The following is an 18,973-nucleotide window of genomic DNA, read 5'->3' on the forward strand; positions in this document are numbered from 1 at the left end:
AAATGTCGAAAGTTGTCGAACATATGTGTTAAAAATCACTAACGTGAACCGCATTAACCCATACCTATTTCCATATAGCGAATAATCATCCTATTGATTGATGCACAGTTATTATTCGCTTGAATGTAACTTACTTTAAAAATACTGGCAATATTTTATTACTGTGATTAGTTTTTGCGCATATTTTAACCTAAAGTAAGATTAGCGTAATTCTATGGGTACTGCAAACACTGTATTTTCTTCTCGTCCCGGGTATTCGATAACTTCTTGACCCCCCGAAAGTTTTAATGCATCAATCACTTGTCTAACCAGTATGTCTGGGGCAGAGGCGCCTGCAGTAACTCCTATTTTAGTTACTCCATTTAACCAAGATGGTTCAATATTATCGGCAGTGTCAATAAGGTAAGCTCTTGTACCTATTTTTTCAGCAAGTTCACGTAGTCGATTAGAGTTTGAACTATTTTTAGCGCCAACAACTAATAACATATCTACTTGACTCGCTATTGAACGCACAGCGTCTTGTCTATTTTGTGTTGCATAACAAATATCATCTTTACGTGGTCCTTCAATTGCTGGAAATTTAGCAATTAAGGCATCAATAACATCACTAGTATCATCAACTGAGAGTGTTGTTTGGCTACAAAAATATAGATGTTGGGGATTTTTAACGGTTAAATTAGCAACATCAGCTGCAGACTCAACTAAATAAATACCTCCATCTTTACTTTCATATTGTCCCATAGTACCTTCAACTTCAGGATGCCCAGCGTGGCCAATAAGCACACACTCAACATTTTTTCGACTGGCTCGAGATACTTCCATATGCACTTTAGTTACTAATGGACACGTTGCATCAAAGACTTTTAAACCACGGCTCTTCGCTTCATTACGAACAGCTTTCGAAACACCATGTGCTGAAAATATTACCGTACTATCATCGGGTACTTCATGAAGCTCATCAACAAAAACTGCGCCACGTTTTTTTAATCCATTAACAACAAATTTATTGTGTACAACCTCATGACGAACATAGATAGGCGCATCAAAAAGATCGAGTGCACGATCAACAATACTTATTGCTCTGTCCACACCTGCACAAAAACCTCTTGGATTAGCTAGAATAATGTCCACAGTTTTTACTCCGGTAAAATATCTATAACATCAATAATAAAAGTTACCGCTTGCCCTGCTAGCGGGTGATTAAAGTCAACAGTAACTGAATCACCTGACACTTCTTTAATCATACCAGGTAGCTCGATACCACCTGGTTGAGTAAAGGTGATAATACTGCCAACTTTCGCAGGAGTTTCGGCTGAAAACTTACTGCTTTCGACATAATGTAAGTTATCAGGATTAGATTCACCAAAAGCATCTACAGCTTCAAGGGTAAACTCTTTACTATCTCCAACAGATAATCCAAGTAGTTCTTTTTCAAATGCGGGAGAAATACTATTATCGCCCATAATAATTTTGGCGGGCTTATTATTGACTTTGGTACTGTCGGCAGCAGAACCATCTGCTAACTTCATAGTAATATGAACAATAATTTGTGAATCATTTTGTATTTGTTTACTCATTATTTCTTTCACTTAATTTCTTTCGTATTGCTGATTAGGTGTAACCTAAGAGTTTTTATTCTCTGGTGAAATTTTTTTGATTTTTTCTTGTTTAAAAGAATCAATTATCATTAACGCAGCGCCAATAAAAATCATAGAATCAGCCACATTAAATGCCGGCCAATGATTACTACCAATATAAAAATCAAGAAAATCTATAACATAACCAAAAAGCAACCTATCAATTAAATTACCAAGAGCGCCACTTAACATACACGCTAAAGCAATCGCTAATAGCGGTTGAGTCGCTGGCGTGCGTTTAAGCCATACACCGAAAACAATACTAGCGATAAATGCTATTATAGTAAAAAACCAGCGCTGCCATCCCCCTTGATCAGCTAGAAAACTAAAAGCAGCACCAAGATTATGGACGTAGGTAATATTAAAAAATGGCAATACATTAACTGATTCATATAAATCAAATGAATTGGCTACCCATTGCTTGGTGACTTGATCTATTACTAAGAATACAAAAGTGATCCATAACCAACGTAAACTTGTACTATTTTTCATTACATTCATAACAACATTAACCATTTTGAAACGATAACGCGACTTAAAGAAAAATGCTCAAGATTATATTGATAACTTGAGCACTCATATGAATTTACCTAATAATAAATTCATGTAAACCAACAGTTACTAATTATTAATTAGTTAATGTTACGCAAATTGACGAACTTCACCATTACCATCAATATTAGTAATACAACGACCGCATAAGTCAGTATGTGTTTCATCTTTACCCACATCATCCGTATAATGCCAACAACGTTCACATTTAGTCCCTGTTGAAGCCGCAATAGATAACCATAAACCATCAATTTCAGTTTCAGATGCATCTTCTGGTGCAGCATTAACAACATTAACCGTTGCACCTGAAGTAATAAGCACAAAGCGTAACTCGTGACCTAGTTGATTCAACTTATTTGCTAATGCTTCATTAGCAAATAATGTCACATCAGCTTCAAGTCCTTTACCAACCACTTTTTCTTTACGGGCTAACTCTAACGCTTTATTTACCTCGCCGCGAACGTGTAAAATATTTTGCCAAAAATCATTACTAAAAGCATAGCTTTCAGGCAAATGTACTAAGCCATCAAACCAAACGTTAGTGAATACAAACTCTTCACGAATGCCGTTAACTGGTGCAGGTAAAGCTTGCCAAATTTCTTGTGCGGTAAAAGATAAAATAGGTGCCATCCAGCGAGTCATTGCTTCAGCAACCAAGTACATAGCCGTTTGACATGAACGACGAGCAACACTGTCATCTTTCGCAGTATATTGACGATCTTTAATTATATCTAAATAAAAACCGCCTAATTCTGTTGTACAAAAGTTCATTAACTTGTGAACGACATTATGAAATTCATATTTTTCATATGCTTGCACAATTTCATCTTGTAATTGTGCCGCTTTACCTAATACCCAACGATCTAATGCAACCATATTCTCAGGTGAAACTGAGTGTTCTGATGGTACAAAACCGTTAATATTGGCTAATAAAAACCTTGATGTATTACGAATTCGTCTATATGCATCAGCTTGGCGATTAAATATTTCATCTGAAACAGTGATTTCTTGTGTATAGTTAACAGAAGCAACCCATAAACGTAGAATATCAGCTCCAAGCTTATTAGTAATTTCAGATGGCGTGACCACATTGCCTAATGATTTAGACATTTTGTGACCTTTAACATCAACAGTAAAGCCGTGTGTTAATACTTGCGCATAAGGCGCTGTACCATTCATAGCAACAGATGACATCATAGACGACATAAACCAACCACGATGTTGATCCGAACCTTCTAAATATAAATCAGCGCGTGTAGAAAATTCATCGCGTGCATCAATAACTGTCGAATGCGTTACACCAGAATCAAACCAAACATCTAAAGTATCCGGCACTTTAATATATTCTCTCGCATCATCACCGATTAACTCACTTGCTTCTAGATCAAACCACGCTTGAATACCTGTTTTTTCAACACGTAATGCAATTTCTTCAATGAGCTCAACACTACGAGGATGCAAAGCACCTGTATCTTGGTGAATAAAAAGTGCGATCGGCACTCCCCATGTACGCTGACGTGAAATACACCAATCGGGACGACCTTCAACCATTGATTCAATACGGCTTTGCCCCCAGTCTGGTATCCATTGGGTTTTCTTAATTTCGTCTAAAGATGCTTGTCTCAGCCCTTTATTATCCATACTAATAAACCATTGCGGTGTAGCACGGAAGATAATAGGCGTTTTATGTCTCCAACAATGAGGATATGAATGTTCATACGCATGATGATGTAACAAAGCTCCACGCTCATTTAATAATTCTACAATGGTGGCATTAGCTTTAAATACATGCTGACCAGCAAATAAAGGCGTGTCTTCTAAAAATACACCATTAGCGCCAACAGGATTGTAAATTTCTAGATCATATTTTTTACTTACCGAAAAATCGTCAACACCATGACCACCAGCTGTATGAACACAGCCAGTACCAGAGTCAGTAGTTACATGTTCACCACAAATAAATGGAACGGTGAGATCATAAAATGGATGTTGTACTCGTTTAAGTTCAAGATCTGCACCTTTACAATAGCCAAGTGCGTGGTATTTACTAATTCCAAAACGATCCATACAAGAGGAAACTAGATCAGAAGCTAGAATTAAACGAAACTTACCTTGTTCGTTTTCACATTGAACTAAACTATATTCAACCTCGGGGTGAACCGATATCGCTCGGTTTGCTGGCAATGTCCATGGCGTTGTTGTCCAAATAACTGTTGATATGTCACCTTCACCAACATGACCTTCAGGATGAGAAAAAACTTCACAAATTGCAGGGTCTGCTGCCTTAAACGCAACATCAATTGCTGGAGACTGTTTATCTATATATTCTACTTCAGCCTCAGCTAACGCCGAACCACAATCTGTACACCAATGCACAGGCTTAAAACCTTGCTGAATATGGCCATTTTCAGCAATTTTACCCAACGCACGGATAATATTTGCTTCAGTATCAAAATCCATTGTTAGATAAGGTTTATTCCAATCAGCGAAAACCCCTAAACGTTTAAAATCTTCACGTTGTCCGTCTACTTGCTTTGCAGCGTAGTCACGACATTTTTGACGAAACTCAGCTGCAGAAACTTTATGCCCAGGTTTGCCAACCTTTTTTTCTACCATTAATTCAATCGGTAAACCATGACAATCCCAGCCAGGTACATAAGGTGAGTCAAAATCTGAAAGCGTTTTTGATTTTACGATAATATCTTTTAAAATTTTGTTAACAGCATGACCTAAGTGAATATTACCATTTGCATACGGAGGCCCGTCGTGCAAAATAAACGATTTTTTACCCTTTTTAGCTGCGCGAATTTTGCCGTACAGATCTTTACTTGCCCAATCTTTTAGCATTTGCGGTTCACGATTTGCCATATTTCCTTTCATTGGAAACGCAGTATCTGGCAAATTCAGGGTATGTTTATAATCACTCATTTAAATTCATATCCGTTATAATTAATGTGGTTGGTTTTCAGTTATGCTCAAAAGTACGTTACGAGCATTATTACAGTCAATTGCTATTTGTTCTGTTAGCTCAGTTATTGACGCAAATTTTATTTCGTCGCGAAGCTTACGCAACAATTGAACTTCGATAATTTCGCCATATATTGATTGATTAAAATCAAATATATGAACCTCTAATTGCTGTCTAACACCATCTATTGTCGGGCGTTTTCCAATATTAGCAACACCACTATATTGGACTTTTGGGGTGTTAACTTTGACAACATAAACACCAGATACAGGAGAAACTCTACGTTTAAGTAAAATATTCGCTGTTGGAAATCCTAACTCACGGCCACGTTTATCACCATGGAAGACACGACCTATTATTGCGTAAGGACGTCCTAACATTTTTTCAGCCTCTGCTAAATCACCTCTAACTAATGCTTTGCGAATTTCAGTACTACTGATCCTACAATCTTCTAGTTTATAGCTTGCAGTATCAGACACGCTAAAATTAAATTCTTTACCTGCATTTTGAAGCATAGAAAAATTGCCTAAGCGATTTTTACCAAAATGAAAATCGTCACCAATAATTAAATGCTTAATATTAAGTTTGTTAACCAATAATTGTTCAACAAAATCAGTAGCCGTCAAATTAGCAAATTTACGATTAAAATTAACACAAATTAAATAATCAACGCCTAAACGTTTTAACAATACATATTTATCACGCAACCGTGTTAGCCTTGCCGGTGCTGTACTAGGTGAAAATAACTCTTGAGGCTGAGGTTCGAACACCATGACCGCCGAGGCAACACCTTTCTTTTGTGCTTGTGAGACTAATGCTTCTATAACGCGCCCGTGACCTAAATGAACACCATCAAAGTTACCAATAGTTAACACACACCCTTGACGAGAAAATTGCGTTTTTAACTCGATATTATGTATGCCACGGATTAACTGCATTTAGCTAAATAACCTTTAAAACCCCACTATTACATTCAACACTAGCAATAGTATTATAAAAAAATCGACGAATTATAGCTTAGTCGTTAATAAGATTCAGCCCTTGAACGCAATTTGTTCGAAATAATTTAGCTCTATTAAGTAACTTTAAAATCTTGAAAACGCACGCCAAGAAGTATTAAGCCAATAAAATAGCTCACCACACCTGCAAGTATACAATAAAAAAGCTTAATAAGTTGTTCTAAAACAGTTAGTTGCAACCAAACATTAAACTCTGGTGATAACCAATAAACAATTGCAGCCATGAGGCCTGCAGCTAATACTATTTTGACAATAAACACTTTAGTTTTCTTAGACAATTGAAAGATACTGTTAGTTTTTAGTCCATGATAGAGTAAATACGCATTAAGAGTTGCTGACATTGATGTCGCTAATGCTAAACCAACATACCCTAAAAATGGCGCAAGCATTAGATTAAACGCCATATTAGCCACCATCGCTTTAATCGCAATTTTTACAGGTGTTTTTGTGTCTTGTCTTGCATAATAACCTGGAGCTAAAATTTTAATAAACATAAAGCTTAATAAGCCTGATAAATACGCAAATAAAGCAAATGAAACTTGAGTTACTTCATATGAAGTAAATTCACCTCGCATAAATAACACCATAATAATCGGTTGTGCTAACACCATGAGTCCAGCAAGTGCCGGCCAACCAAATACGTTAATAACCCTAATTCCCCAATCAAGTGTTTGGGTAAACTCACTGGTATTTTTAGTTGCATGAAGACGAGCTAAACTGGGTAAAATAACAGTAGCGATACCAATTCCAAAAAGTCCTAAAGGAAACTCTAATAAACGATCAGCATAATATAACCAACTGATTGAGCCAGTAATTAAAAAACTCGCAATTAACGTATCTAATAATAAATTTATCTGTGTAACTGACACTCCAAACAATGCAGGTATGATCAACTTTCTTACTTTAATTACCCCAGGAGCGTTCCACGCCCATAGAGGTTTTACTAAAACCCCAGCACGGATCAAAAAAGGAATTTGAAATAAAAACTGAACAACCCCTCCAAGAAACACTCCCCAAGCTAAAGCATATTGTGGTTCTTCAAACCAAGAGTGACCAACCAAAGCTATACTAATAATACAGACATTCAGTAGAACGGGTGTAAATGCAGCTACAGCGAACTTACCCAAAGTATTTAGCACAGCGCCCGCTAAAGCCGTTAATGTGATAAACCATAAATAAGGAAAAGTAATTTTCAAAAGCGCTGAGGCCAACGTAAACTTATCTGCCGTTTCCCCACCATTAAACCAGTCTAAAAACCAGCCAAAGCCAAATAAAGCCACCAATATCGGGGAAGCTATTACACCTACGAATGTAACAATAGTAACAATGACACCCAAAGTACCTGATACTTGGGCTATTAGTTGCTTAGTATGCGTATTGCTGTCATCACCTTGTGCAATATCTTTTTCATGATACTCTGAAAGAACCGGTACAAATGCTTGTGCGAATGCACCTTCACCAAATAACCGTCTTAAAAAATTAGGAATTTTATTTGCAAAAAAGAAGACATCAGCCGCAGCACTTGCGCCAATAAAGCTAGCAATAACCACATCTCTAACTAAACCTAAAACTCGAGATATTAACGTCATTACACTTACAATAATGCCAGATTTTACTAACTTTCTACTCAACGGATAACCTCTTTAATAAATCTGAAAAATCAAAAACACGATATTTACAATCAACGCTAAAATTAATAGCTATAAAGGATAGCCGTATTATGATGCTATCCTCATAATTTAAACAAGCCATTACTCGCTTATTTCACCTCAATGGTATAAATGCCCGGCAATAATCTGTATCATATTGCCACTGACAATTTGATCCGCGATATTTTTTAAATAAAACCGCTAAAAGATTTGACAAAGTCGGTAAAAAAAGGCATATTTCGTCGCCTTAAATTTAAGCTATATTTAATCATTTTAGGAGTTCACCTTGGCTAACTCAAAGCAAGCTAAGAAACGTGCGGTTCAATCAGAAAAACGCCGTCAACATAATGCAAGTCGTCGTTCAATGATGCGCACTTTATTAAAGAAAGTAATCGCTGCCATTGAAGCCGGTGACAAAGAAGTTGCAACAAAAGAATTTGCTGCTGCTACACCAATCCTTGATCGCTATGCTGTTAAAGGCCTTATTCACAAGAATAAAGCTGCTCGTAGTAAAAGTCGTTTAAACGCGGCGATCAAAGCGCTTTAATTAGTGTAAACTTAATTTAAAAAACCGGCTTACGCCGGTTTTTTTATATCAAAAATACACTAAATAACTATTTATTGCCTTTATTTTATCTCGCCCCTTGTCTTCTTACTCAATTTTTTTTAGTCTCTAGCCGACAATAAAAATAAGGCTAGCACAATGAAAATTACAACACTTGCAATAGCATTACTATTTGCTACTTCCACTATCAGCGGCTGTACTGACGCACCAACAACGACTGAAAATGTAAAACCAACGCTTATACCCGAATATAAAGATCGTTTAGATATTTATCAAACGATTGAGCTTACTGCTGATTTAAGCCACCTTACAAAAGAACAAAAGCAAATGTTAGGTTTATTGATAGAAGCATCTGACATCATGGATGAGCTTTTTTGGAAGCAAGCCTATGGTGACAACAAAGAGGCTTTCCTTGCAAGTATAACCGATGAAAAAGTGCGTAAATTCACCACAATTAATTATGGTCCTTGGGATAGATTAGATGGTGATAAAACCTTTTTAACTGGCTACGCCCCAAAGCAACCTGGCGCTCAATTTTATCCAACGGATATGACTAAAGCAGAATTAGAAGCAAGTAATCTTGAAGATAAAAAAGGCTTATATTCTTTAATCAAACGTAATGAACAAGGGGAACTAACCTCTATCGCATATTCTGAAGCTTATAGTGAAGAATTAAACAGAGCAGCAGTAATACTCGAAAAAGCATCGACATTAGCAAAAGATAAAGAGTTTGCTAATTATTTAAAAATGCGGGCTCAGGCACTTCGTACAGATGAATATCAAGCTTCAGACTTTGCTTGGATGGACATGAAAAACAATCCTATTGATGTTGTTATCGGTCCAATAGAGACTTATGAGGATCAATTATTTGGTTATCGTACTGCTTTTGAATCTTATGTATTAGTTAAAGATCTTTCATGGAGTGAAAAGTTAGCAAAATATGCCGCCTTTTTGCCTGAATTACAAAAAGGTTTACCTGTTCATAAGAAATATAAAACTGAAACTCCCGGTTCTGATGCTGATTTAAATGCATATGATGTTATTTACTATGCTGGACACTCCAATGCAGGTAGCAAAACTATTGCAATAAATTTACCTAACGATGAAACTGTTCAACTCGAAAAAGGCACTCGCCGTTTACAGCTAAAAAATGCAATGCGGGCAAAATATGACGCAATCCTTGTACCGATAGCGCAAGAATTAATAGTACCTGAGCAGCGAAAAAATGTAACGTTTAATGCTTTTTTTGCTAACACTATGTTTCATGAAGTCGCTCATGGTTTAGGCATTAAAAACACCATAAATGATAAAGGTACTGTTCGCCAAGCTCTTAAAGAACATGCCTCAGCACTAGAAGAAGGGAAGGCTGATATTTTAGGCTTATACATGATACGTCAGTTACTTGAAAAAGGAGCAATTGAAGAAGGTGTACTTGCGGACTACTATACAACCTTCTTGGCTGGTATATTCCGCTCTGTTCGATTTGGCGCAAGCTCGGCTCATGGTAAAGCTAATATGGTTCGCTTTAATTATTTCGCCAAACATAAAGCTTTTGATCGCAATGAAGAAGGCTTATATAGCGTTAATATGGAAAAAATGAGTGAAGCAATTGATTCACTTTCAGCACTAATATTAGAACTTCAAGGCAATGGTGATTATCAAGGCGTTGATAATTTAGTTAATGATAGCGGTTTTATCGGTGAAACATTAACTCAGGATTTAAACAAATTATCACTAGCAAATATTCCTGTTGATATTACTTTTGAACAAGGTAAAAAAACATTAGGACTTTAGCGTTTAATCATAAGAGTAATTAACTACAGCGCTTATATTCAACAGATTAGATGTAATATTTATTCAGATTCTACTAAAAATATAAGCGCCTATTTTATTTGTGTATTTAATAGTGATATTTAATTTTTATTCACTATAATTAATTTATCACTTATTTATGGACGATTTTATTAAGCAAAATGAATTACTTGAAATGGCTACTCTTAGGTTCAATTTTTTCTCTTTCTGGTATGGCAAACGCACAAGAAATTACTGCATATACCGAATTGCTTACGCCTTATCAAATACTTGATGAAGATAACAAACTGACCGGTTTTTCTACCGCAGTTGTTAAAACATTAGCCAATAAAGTAAATGATACCGTTAATTTCGAATTACTGCCTTGGGAGCGAGCATATAGAGGCGTTAAAGAAAATAAAAATACATTGATTTTTTCTCTTTACAGGTCGAAGCAAAGAGAAAAACACTTCAAATGGGTAGGAAAACTTGATGAGAATATCCACAATTTTTATGCCTTAAGAAGTAATGTAGCTACACATATCAAATCAGAAAAAGCCACAAAAAGACTTATCACTGCTGTTATTTCAAACTCTTATGAAGATAAAACGCTTACCGCTAGAGGTTACACCAATTTAATGCGTGTAAGTAATGAAAAGCAAGTGGTCAACATGTTATTTTCGCATCGCATAGATCTATTATTTGGTAGCGAAGTGACTATCGCTAATTTAGTAACCGAAGCAGGAAGATCAATAGATGATATAATCAAACTTGTCCCTATTTCAAATTGGGGAGATGGGCTATATATTGCATTTAATAAAGATAGTGACGCTGATCTTGTTAAAAAATATCAGCGCGCTTATCAAGAATTATTGAACGATGGGGTAATTACTAAACTCAAAAAACAACATTTCAAATTTAACTATATCGCTCCTTAAGTAAGAAACGAATAAGATAGTTAAATATTAATTATTTAGTTTCTAAAAATGCAAAAGCAGTAGAAAATGCTTCTTCCTGAAACTTTTTTAACCCTGTATCACGAAAGTCAATATTGACCTGTGTTTTATTCCAAGCTGATTTGATATATGTGCTTGACACTATATCCACTGTAATATCTTCAATTAATTGAATAGCTGCTTCTAGTTTGAAACCAACAGGTCCACCAGAAAACTTTCCTTTTAATGCTCTGCCTTTAATAACAACATGCTCAATTTTATAGTCACTTAAAAATTTAGCAAAAGTGAATTGAAACTTTTTCATTTGCTCCGCATCACCAGCATCATTAATACTAATTTTAGGCACACGGATATGAGGAATGTCATACAATCCATTTTCTCGTGTCATAACACAAATAATTGCATCATTACCTTTCAACTCTACACCACAAACTCTCATGCTTAACCTCTTTTTATTAAGCCGTAACTTTTATAAATAGATTATACGTAAGAACGTCTTTGACTACAGCCTTATTTACTGTCTTTTTTCAGCTTAATAATTAAATCAATATGAGGAATAAGCTCTTCAATTTCTCGTATATGATCCCTAAGCGATTGCCATTGTGCCAATTCAAGTTTTCCTGAATCAAGAATAGCTCGCTTCAATTCACTAACCAAAGAGTTTCCATCACTTTGTTCAATAAACTCATTAATACGTAATAGGTCATCAAGGTCTGCTTGCGATAGAATATTTACTTCTTTATTAGCCATATAATTCTTTCACTTATCGTTACTTATATACTAAGTGAAAGTATAGACACTAATCTGAGATACGCAGAATTACCTACATAATACTCTACAGTTCAAAACACCTTGAACTTATAATTAACACTTTTTAGCGAAGTCTATTAAGGTATCGCCTGACATCCTATAACCAATCCATTCATTTTGTGGCTCTGCACCTAATGATTCATAAAACTCTCTTGACGGAGTATTCCAATCTAAACAACTCCACTCAAAACGACCACAACCTTTATCAACGGCAATCTTGGCTAAATGTTTCAGTAATGCAATACCTGCCCCTTTACCTCGATGCTCTAGAGAGACATATAAATCTTCTAAATACAATCCAGGCTTAGCCAACCAAGTAGAGTAGTTATAAAAATAAACAGAAAAACCAATAGCTTTACCTTCTAATTCACAAATTAAACCATAAACACCGCTATGCTCAGCAAACATACTGTCTTTAATAGTTTCCGTTGTCGCTAACACTTCATTTTCTGCTTTTTCATAAATCGCAAGCTCACGAATAAAGTATAAAATAGTGTCACAATCATCTTCAGTTGCTGGGCGTATAATTAATTGGCTCATAGATCTACTTATCAAATGGTTGTTAATATTGGCAAAGCAATTTACCGTTATTTCACTTAAAATGAAAGAGATTGAACGATATAGCTCATACCTATTTTGAGTATAATTAGCAACTTTCCATCAAACTATATGGTAATTGTAAAGGTGTTATTTACTTAAAGATGAACTAATGTATAGTCTAACGCTCTATATATAATCTAGTGCTTTTCAGGACACCATAGTGATTAAAAAATTTTCTTATCTCTCTATATTACTAACTATCTTAGCTCTAACAATATCAAATGTTTCTTTAGCTAAAACCGTAAGTAAGCTTGCTGACCAAACAGCTGAATACGCAGTAACTACCTATACTCAATCTATGGTCAATAGTTTAGCCGAATTAGTTAAGTACAATACAGTAGCGAAAGACGGAGTCGCTGCAACTGAAAACCCTGAGCATATTGCCTTTAAAGCTGAACTCAAAAAACAAGCTGATATCTTAGGATTAGATTATACAGATCACGGATATCTAGTAGTTATCGGTTTAGGTCATAGTAAAGATCGTGTTGGAATTATTACTCATGGCGATGTGCAACCAGCAACGCCGAGTAAATGGGCTAAATCACCCTATGAATTAGACACAACCTCAGAGCCAGGAAAATTAATTGCTCGAGGTACTGAGGACGATAAAGGCCCAATTTCAACAGCAATGTATGCAATGAAGTCAATCAAAGATAAACACATTCCACTCAAAAAACGTCTAGAATTATACGTATATATGGCAGAAGAATCAGACTGGGCGCCATTACAAGAGTTCGTTAAACAAAATGAATTACCGCAGATAAACATCACAATTGATGCTTCATATCCTGTAGTTACAGCGGAAAAAGGCTATGGAACGTTAAAGTTTGCCTTTAATAAGCAAGCATCTTCATCTTTAGATACGTTTATCAGTAATTTTGAAGGTGGGTACTTTGGTAGTCAAATACCAGAAGATGCTAAAGCAGTTATTCAAAATGCTGATCTATATTTACTAGAAACATTGATGAATAAAGCCAAAACTTATGATAGTCACATTAATTTTAATTTTGAATTAAAAGGTAATCAATTAACGATCACAGCCTTAGGTAAGTCTGCACATTCCTCAGAACCAGAAAATGGAGTCAACGCTATTCCGTTTCTAGCTGATTTGCTTTCTGATACACGTTGGGATAATAACGGCGCAGGCACGTTAGTTAACTTTATTAATGATAATATAGGACTAGGTTTAGAAGGTAAAAAGTTTGGAAAAATTGCCTATCGCGATGACTTTATGGGACCTATGACGGTATCCCCAACCGTAATTATACAAAACGAAAATAATATTGAATTAAACATTAATATTCGCCGCCCGCAAGGGAAATCTGCTCATCAACTACGAAGTGAAATAACCGATGTGATTGCTAAATGGAAGCTTAACAACCTCGCTGATATTACCGAATTAGATCATTATATTGGTGATCCTTTCGTTCAATCAAAAGCCCCACACACTGAAACACTTCTAAATGTTTTTTCAACATATACAGGGATAAAAGACGCCAAGCCTATTTCAATTGGTGGTGGTACAAATTCTCGTTTATTTCCTAACGCCGTTGCCTTTGGCCCCTCTATGCCTGATGCTGATTACACCGGACATTCAGAGCATGAGTTTATTACCATGGAGCAATTTGTCTTAAACCTTAAAATGTATACTGCGGTAATGGTAGAATTAGCTAAATAACCTCAATTCAGGTTAACTGTAACGAGTAGGAAAATATTCTACTTTTTCAAATGGAATATAAGCAGTAGATTATAAATTATGAAAAAAACATGTATTGTTACCGGCGGTAGCTCAGGTATAGGTTTAAGTATTGTTAAGTTATTTTTGGATAATAATTATCACGTTTTTAATTTAGATCTTAACCGCAGCGAGTTTGGCACTTTTTGCTCATGTGATATAACTAACCATCAACAAGTCACGCAAATTATTTCTGATATTGCACAAATACAGCCTATTGATGTGCTTGTCTCTAATGCAGGCATTCACTTTTCTGCCAATATAGAAAACACTTCAGAGCAAGAGTTCGAAAAAGTATTTAATATCAATGTAAAAGGTGCATACTCAGCAGTAAAAGCGGCTCTACCATCGATGAAAGCACAAAGAAACGGTGCGATAATTATTATGTCTTCAGACCAAGCATTAATTGCTAAACATAATTCATTTGCATATAACCTCAGTAAAATGGCCTTAGCCTCATTAGCAAAGACAACCGCATTAGATTACGCAAGCTTTAATATTCGTGCTAATGCAGTTTGTCCAGGCACTATCGAAACACCGTTATACCATCACGCAATAGATAATTATTGTAAAAATTCAGGGGCAGATAAAAATCAAACTCATCAAGACGAAGCGGCCCTACAACCGTTAAATCGTTTAGGTCAGCCCGAAGAAGTTGCAGAGCTTGTGTTGTTTTTAGCGTCAGACAAAGCCAAATTCATCACGGGTAGTTTACAAGTGATTGATGGTGGCTATACCGCACAATAATGTAACTAATAGACATACTTACAATGAAGATAATTGACAGTCACGTCCATTTTTTTGACTTAACACAGGGTGATTATCATTGGCTAAATGCTGATAATCCGCCCTTTTGGCCAGATAAAAAGATAATTAGCAAAAACTTTAATGAGTCAGACTTGTCTTTACAACGTCCGCTAACAATAGCTGGCTTTGTCCATATTGAAGCCGGTTATAATAATGTAGCACCATGGAAAGAAATTGAATGGCTTGAGAAAAGTTGTCAGCTACCTTTTCGCAGTATTGCCGCAATTGATCTAACCTTACCCTGCGATGAATTTCACCAACTCATCAATAAACTAGTGACGTTTACTTCAGTAGTTGGTTGCCGACATATATTAGATGAACAAGCCCTTCAATTATTGTCATCTGAGCAAGTACAACAAAATTTTGTCACACTTAACCAATATCAATTGAACTTTGAAGTTCAAATGCCTTTTGCTGATGAAAAAGCGGTTAATAAATTAAGTCACATTATTGCAAATAATACGGATGTTACCTTTATCATTAATCACGCTGGTATGCCGCCAACCGACGATTGTATGCACTCATATCATTCGAGTTGGTATGCAAGTCTATCAAGAATTTCAGCATTTAAAAATGTCGCGATAAAATGTTCAGGCTGGGAAATGTTTGATCGCCGCTACGATAAATTATGGCTAGCTGATATCATAAATCAATGTATCACCCTTTTTGATGTGCATCGCGTTATGATCAGCAGCAACTTTCCACTGACATTATTTAGTTGTAGCTACAAAAATTATTGGGAAACTATTATTGCAACTTTAAGCCAAAACCAACAAGATTTACTGCATAATAACAGCAAGTATTGGTATAAAATCCCATAATTATTCATCAAACTGAAAGCATATTTCCCTCCCCTTGCAGCACAAGTTAAAAACTGGAATAGTATGCTTATTAAATTTGATGGTTTTAGGATTTTATGGATAAGTTTGATAAGCAAATATTACACATACTGCAACAAGATTGTACTGCGCCAGTAAGTGAGGTGGCAGCCCAAGTAGGGCTGTCAACCACGCCATGTTGGCGACGCATACAAGCCATGGAAAAATCAGGAATCATCCGAGGGCGTGTAGCCTTAACCAATGCTGAAATGCTGAATGTGGGATTAACAGTATTTGTAATGATAAAAACCAACCAGCATAATCCTGATTGGCTTGATGACTTTGGAAAAATAGCGGACGAATTTCAAGAAATAATCGAGTTTTATCGAATGAGTGGTGAAGTAGATTACTTACTTAAAGTCGTTGTTCCCGATATGAAAGCTTATGATGCCTTCTATAAAAAGCTTATCGACAAAGCGAGCTTTGCCGATATTAGTTCAAGCTTTGCGATGGAAGAAATGAAATATACCACCGCATTACCTGTTGATTATTTATAAGATGAGTTGAAAGCCGAAGTTCTTTTTATCAGCATCACTTTTTCATCAGTGACTTTAAATCAGCAAAAGGATTATAAGTCGCTGACTCTTGATTGCTGTCGCCGGCTTTTACTTCCGTTTGATATTGAGCATGTTCAGTATATTTAGCATGCTCATTGTCATGGCAATAAATACATAATAGTTCCCAATTACTGCCATCATTTGGATTATTAGTATGATCATGATCAACATGATGAACCGTTAACTCTCTAATATTTGAGTATACAAATTCACGCGCACATCGGCCACAAACCCACGGATACAGTTTCAATGCTTTATCACGATAACCTTGCTCTTTTTGTTTATAATTAGCACTAGTGCCAAACCTATCTGAAGACATGTTTAATTCTCTTTAGATTTATTTAAACTCATAATACTCAACATTTATTTTAAAGCACTCACCATGACATGTGGCGAACGTTTTACGACATCATCATTTAATTCAATCCCAATACCTGGTGTTTCAGATACTTCGAAAAAACCATTAACCGGTTGTGGATCTTGAATACATAGCTCACGATTCCATGCTTTTATCGCATAAGTGTGATGTTCATGGATTAAAAAATTTGGAATAGCTGTTTCCAAGTGTAAAGAAGCCGCAGTTGCAACTGGACCACCACAAACATGAGCCTGAACACGAATATCATAAACATCAGCATAATCACATACTTTCTTAGTTTCGGTAAAGCCGCCACATAAGCCAACATCGGGTTGAAGAACGTCAATACTTTGATCTTCAAAATATTGGCGAACATCCCAGCGATGATATAAACGTTCACCACCGGCAATTGGTACATTAACTCTATCAGATACTTTTTTATGTACTTTAGGGTTTAAGTAATTAACGGGTTCTTCATACATCATACAACCAACTTCTTCAACTATTTCACCCATTTGAATGGCTGATGCTGCACCCATTAAAGAATGTGATTCAAAAATAATATCAACATCTTCCCCTACAGCATTTCTTATTGCACGCAATCTATCTCCAAAAAGACGCATTTGCGGGCGAGTAAAGAGTTTAGTGCGATCAAATGACGAGCTTCCATCTGCGTTATAAACAATGGGATCAACTTTTACCGCATCGTAACCTTCCGCTACGGCTTTTAAAGCAGCTTCGGCATATTCTTCAGGTTGAATAAGCTTTTTACATTCTTTATCCCAATCAAATTGTAATTGACTGGCATAAGTACGTAATTTGCCATTCACTTTTCCCCCCAACAATTGATAAATAGGAACGCCTAGTGCCTTTCCTTTTATATCCCATAAAGCGGTATCTATTGCACTCATCGCTGAATATAAAACTGGACCGCCACCTAATCCCCAAAAGCTTTCACGTAACATACGAGACCAAAGTAATTCTGTTTGCATTGGGTTAAAACCAATAAGTACAGCTTCCGCAATTTCTTTTATCATCGCCGCGGCTGCGCTGTGTCCCCAATCGTATGCTAAGCCTGCTTCGCCTAAGCCGACAATACCTTCATCGGTATAAACACGCACAAAAACAGGGTTCCAAGGTGGACGTTCAGGACATTCAATATCAAAAATTTCTACATGTGTAATTTTCATTCAATTTCTCTTTACTCAATTTAAATAGAGTATTAATTTGCGAAAGTAGGATCGTATCGATAAACACGTCTTAGCATTGCTGGCCAAGATTTTTGACCACCCGTTGTGCCAGTATGAACAATATTAGCTTGTGCTTTAATACCATCAACAATAGATTGTTCTACAAAGACAGCAGGTTTCCCCATCGACAGTATTTGAATTTGGATCTGGCATGCACGGGTTAAATCATACATATGCATAAAAGCATCACCAATGGTTTGACCCACTGTTAAACCGCCATGATTACGCAACAACATAAAGTTAGCATGACCTAAATTATCTTGTAGGCGTTTTTTTTCATCAGTATTAACCGCTAAGCCTTCATAATCATGATAACTCATCGAGGCAAGTGCAAACATTGCATATTGGCTTAAGGGTAATAAGCCTTCCTCGATACTTGCTACTGCAATTGTCTCATTTGTATGTAAATGCATTACACATTGTGCATCATGTCGAGCAGCATGAACTGCACTATGAATCGTAAAGCCAGCTGGGTTGATCGTAAATGGGCAATCCTTATCAATAATATTGCCATTAATATCAATTTTAACTAAATTTGACGCCGTAATTTCATCAAAGCTCAACCCGAAAGCATTGATCAAATAGTGTTCAGTATTAGGGATCCGTGCTGAAATATGCGTATAAATTAAGTCGTCCCAACCATGCATTACCACTAAACGATAACATGCGGCTAGATCGATACGAGTTTGCCATTCAGCTTCTGAAACTTTACCTTGTAAACTCATTTGTGCTACTTCAACCATTTAATTCTCGACATATTACTAACTATAAATTAATGATTTGCAGTTTACCTAATGCCCTAACTAAGTGAAAGCTGAAAACAAGTTGATAAGCTTTAATA

At 36.1% G+C, this 18,973-nt stretch carries 19 protein-coding genes; 7 read left to right on the forward strand and 12 right to left on the reverse strand.

Going from position 1 to position 18,973, the window contains the following annotated elements:
• Positions 1-201 precede the first annotated feature (201 nt).
• The 6 genes from ispH to murJ all read right to left on the reverse strand — a co-directional run bounded on the left by ispH (position 202) and on the right by murJ (position 7,807).
• Positions 202-1,131: a 4-hydroxy-3-methylbut-2-enyl diphosphate reductase gene (gene ispH, locus IE155_RS02230; RefSeq protein ID WP_189376477.1), complete on the reverse strand. Its 930-nt coding sequence runs from the start codon at positions 1,129-1,131 to the stop codon at positions 202-204.
• A 5-nt stretch (positions 1,132-1,136) separates the two neighbouring features.
• Positions 1,137-1,577 (reverse strand): FKBP-type peptidyl-prolyl cis-trans isomerase, encoded by a 441-nt coding sequence (gene fkpB, locus IE155_RS02235; protein WP_189376478.1) that lies wholly within the window; start codon positions 1,575-1,577, stop codon positions 1,137-1,139.
• A gap of 45 nt (positions 1,578-1,622) precedes the next feature.
• Positions 1,623-2,138, reverse strand: coding sequence for a signal peptidase II (gene lspA, locus IE155_RS02240; RefSeq protein WP_189376479.1), 516 nt, complete (start codon positions 2,136-2,138; stop codon positions 1,623-1,625).
• Positions 2,139-2,279: 141 nt separating this feature from the next.
• Positions 2,280-5,117: an isoleucine--tRNA ligase gene (ileS, locus tag IE155_RS02245; protein WP_189376480.1), complete on the reverse strand. Its 2,838-nt coding sequence runs from the start codon at positions 5,115-5,117 to the stop codon at positions 2,280-2,282.
• A gap of 21 nt (positions 5,118-5,138) precedes the next feature.
• Positions 5,139-6,095: a bifunctional riboflavin kinase/FAD synthetase gene (gene ribF / locus IE155_RS02250; RefSeq protein WP_189376481.1), complete on the reverse strand. Its 957-nt coding sequence runs from the start codon at positions 6,093-6,095 to the stop codon at positions 5,139-5,141.
• A gap of 137 nt (positions 6,096-6,232) precedes the next feature.
• A complete protein-coding gene (gene murJ, locus IE155_RS02255; RefSeq protein ID WP_189376482.1) occupies positions 6,233-7,807 on the reverse strand; it encodes a murein biosynthesis integral membrane protein MurJ in 1,575 nt (524 codons plus the stop codon).
• Positions 7,808-8,111: 304 nt separating this feature from the next.
• On the opposite strand from murJ, the gene rpsT reads away from it, so the two are divergent.
• The 3 genes from rpsT to IE155_RS02270 all read left to right on the forward strand — a co-directional run bounded on the left by rpsT (position 8,112) and on the right by IE155_RS02270 (position 11,119).
• Positions 8,112-8,372 carry a 30S ribosomal protein S20 gene (gene rpsT, locus IE155_RS02260; RefSeq protein WP_189376483.1) on the forward strand — a complete coding sequence of 87 codons (261 nt, stop codon included), beginning with the start codon at positions 8,112-8,114 and terminating at the stop codon, positions 8,370-8,372.
• A 156-nt stretch (positions 8,373-8,528) separates the two neighbouring features.
• Entirely contained in the window at positions 8,529-10,184 is a 1,656-nt protein-coding gene (locus tag IE155_RS02265) for a DUF8614 domain-containing protein (RefSeq protein ID WP_189376484.1), read from the forward strand.
• 188 nt (positions 10,185-10,372) lie between these two features.
• Positions 10,373-11,119, forward strand: a complete 747-nt coding sequence (locus IE155_RS02270) for a substrate-binding periplasmic protein (RefSeq protein WP_189376485.1) — start codon at positions 10,373-10,375, stop codon at positions 11,117-11,119.
• 31 nt (positions 11,120-11,150) lie between these two features.
• On the opposite strand, the gene IE155_RS02275 is transcribed toward IE155_RS02270, so the two are convergent.
• From IE155_RS02275 to IE155_RS02285, 3 genes are all read right to left on the reverse strand, one after another.
• Entirely contained in the window at positions 11,151-11,576 is a 426-nt protein-coding gene (locus IE155_RS02275; protein WP_189376486.1) for a DUF3010 family protein, read from the reverse strand.
• Positions 11,577-11,647: 71 nt separating this feature from the next.
• Positions 11,648-11,887: a hypothetical protein gene (locus IE155_RS02280; protein WP_189376487.1), complete on the reverse strand. Its 240-nt coding sequence runs from the start codon at positions 11,885-11,887 to the stop codon at positions 11,648-11,650.
• A gap of 114 nt (positions 11,888-12,001) precedes the next feature.
• On the reverse strand, positions 12,002-12,487 hold the full coding sequence (locus tag IE155_RS02285; protein WP_189376488.1) for a GNAT family N-acetyltransferase: 486 nt from the start codon (positions 12,485-12,487) through the stop codon (positions 12,002-12,004).
• 223 nt (positions 12,488-12,710) lie between these two features.
• On the opposite strand from IE155_RS02285, the gene IE155_RS02290 reads away from it, so the two are divergent.
• The 4 genes from IE155_RS02290 to IE155_RS02305 all read left to right on the forward strand — a co-directional run bounded on the left by IE155_RS02290 (position 12,711) and on the right by IE155_RS02305 (position 16,464).
• Positions 12,711-14,225: a dipeptidase gene (locus tag IE155_RS02290; protein WP_373295349.1), complete on the forward strand. Its 1,515-nt coding sequence runs from the start codon at positions 12,711-12,713 to the stop codon at positions 14,223-14,225.
• Positions 14,226-14,303: 78 nt separating this feature from the next.
• Positions 14,304-15,029 (forward strand): SDR family NAD(P)-dependent oxidoreductase, encoded by a 726-nt coding sequence (locus IE155_RS02295; RefSeq protein ID WP_189376489.1) that lies wholly within the window; start codon positions 14,304-14,306, stop codon positions 15,027-15,029.
• 23 nt (positions 15,030-15,052) lie between these two features.
• Positions 15,053-15,910: an amidohydrolase family protein gene (locus IE155_RS02300; protein ID WP_189376490.1), complete on the forward strand. Its 858-nt coding sequence runs from the start codon at positions 15,053-15,055 to the stop codon at positions 15,908-15,910.
• A 95-nt stretch (positions 15,911-16,005) separates the two neighbouring features.
• On the forward strand, positions 16,006-16,464 hold the full coding sequence (locus IE155_RS02305) for an Lrp/AsnC family transcriptional regulator (RefSeq protein ID WP_189376491.1): 459 nt from the start codon (positions 16,006-16,008) through the stop codon (positions 16,462-16,464).
• Between the two features lie 34 nt (positions 16,465-16,498).
• Here IE155_RS02305 and IE155_RS02310 read toward each other — a convergent pair whose 3' ends face one another.
• The 3 genes from IE155_RS02310 to IE155_RS02320 are packed head-to-tail and all read right to left on the reverse strand — an operon-like array spanning position 16,499 to position 18,875.
• On the reverse strand, positions 16,499-16,843 hold the full coding sequence (locus tag IE155_RS02310) for a YajD family HNH nuclease (RefSeq protein WP_189376492.1): 345 nt from the start codon (positions 16,841-16,843) through the stop codon (positions 16,499-16,501).
• A gap of 44 nt (positions 16,844-16,887) precedes the next feature.
• Entirely contained in the window at positions 16,888-18,072 is a 1,185-nt protein-coding gene (locus IE155_RS02315; protein ID WP_189376493.1) for a mandelate racemase/muconate lactonizing enzyme family protein, read from the reverse strand.
• 32 nt (positions 18,073-18,104) lie between these two features.
• Positions 18,105-18,875 carry a class II aldolase/adducin family protein gene (locus IE155_RS02320; protein ID WP_189376494.1) on the reverse strand — a complete coding sequence of 257 codons (771 nt, stop codon included), beginning with the start codon at positions 18,873-18,875 and terminating at the stop codon, positions 18,105-18,107.
• Positions 18,876-18,973: the final 98 nt, after the last annotated feature.

This window comes from Thalassotalea profundi (assembly GCF_014653195.1).
Lineage (GTDB): Bacteria > Pseudomonadota > Gammaproteobacteria > Enterobacterales > Alteromonadaceae > Thalassotalea_B > Thalassotalea_B profundi.

Coding starts and splice junctions, on each gene's coding strand:
- IE155_RS02315 (WP_189376493.1), bottom strand. CDS start 18,072: ATGAAAATTACACATGTAGAAATTTTTGATATTGAATGTCCTGAACGT.
- IE155_RS02310 (WP_189376492.1), bottom strand. CDS start 16,843: ATGTCTTCAGATAGGTTTGGCACTAGTGCTAATTATAAACAAAAAGAG.
- IE155_RS02265 (WP_189376484.1), top strand. CDS start 8,529: ATGAAAATTACAACACTTGCAATAGCATTACTATTTGCTACTTCCACT.
- IE155_RS02295 (WP_189376489.1), top strand. CDS start 14,304: ATGAAAAAAACATGTATTGTTACCGGCGGTAGCTCAGGTATAGGTTTA.
- IE155_RS02320 (WP_189376494.1), bottom strand. CDS start 18,875: ATGGTTGAAGTAGCACAAATGAGTTTACAAGGTAAAGTTTCAGAAGCT.
- IE155_RS02300 (WP_189376490.1), top strand. CDS start 15,053: ATGAAGATAATTGACAGTCACGTCCATTTTTTTGACTTAACACAGGGT.
- ribF (WP_189376481.1), bottom strand. CDS start 6,095: ATGCAGTTAATCCGTGGCATACATAATATCGAGTTAAAAACGCAATTT.
- ileS (WP_189376480.1), bottom strand. CDS start 5,117: ATGAGTGATTATAAACATACCCTGAATTTGCCAGATACTGCGTTTCCA.
- IE155_RS02280 (WP_189376487.1), bottom strand. CDS start 11,887: ATGGCTAATAAAGAAGTAAATATTCTATCGCAAGCAGACCTTGATGAC.
- lspA (WP_189376479.1), bottom strand. CDS start 2,138: ATGAATGTAATGAAAAATAGTACAAGTTTACGTTGGTTATGGATCACT.
- IE155_RS02275 (WP_189376486.1), bottom strand. CDS start 11,576: ATGAGAGTTTGTGGTGTAGAGTTGAAAGGTAATGATGCAATTATTTGT.
- IE155_RS02285 (WP_189376488.1), bottom strand. CDS start 12,487: ATGAGCCAATTAATTATACGCCCAGCAACTGAAGATGATTGTGACACT.
- fkpB (WP_189376478.1), bottom strand. CDS start 1,577: ATGAGTAAACAAATACAAAATGATTCACAAATTATTGTTCATATTACT.
- IE155_RS02305 (WP_189376491.1), top strand. CDS start 16,006: ATGGATAAGTTTGATAAGCAAATATTACACATACTGCAACAAGATTGT.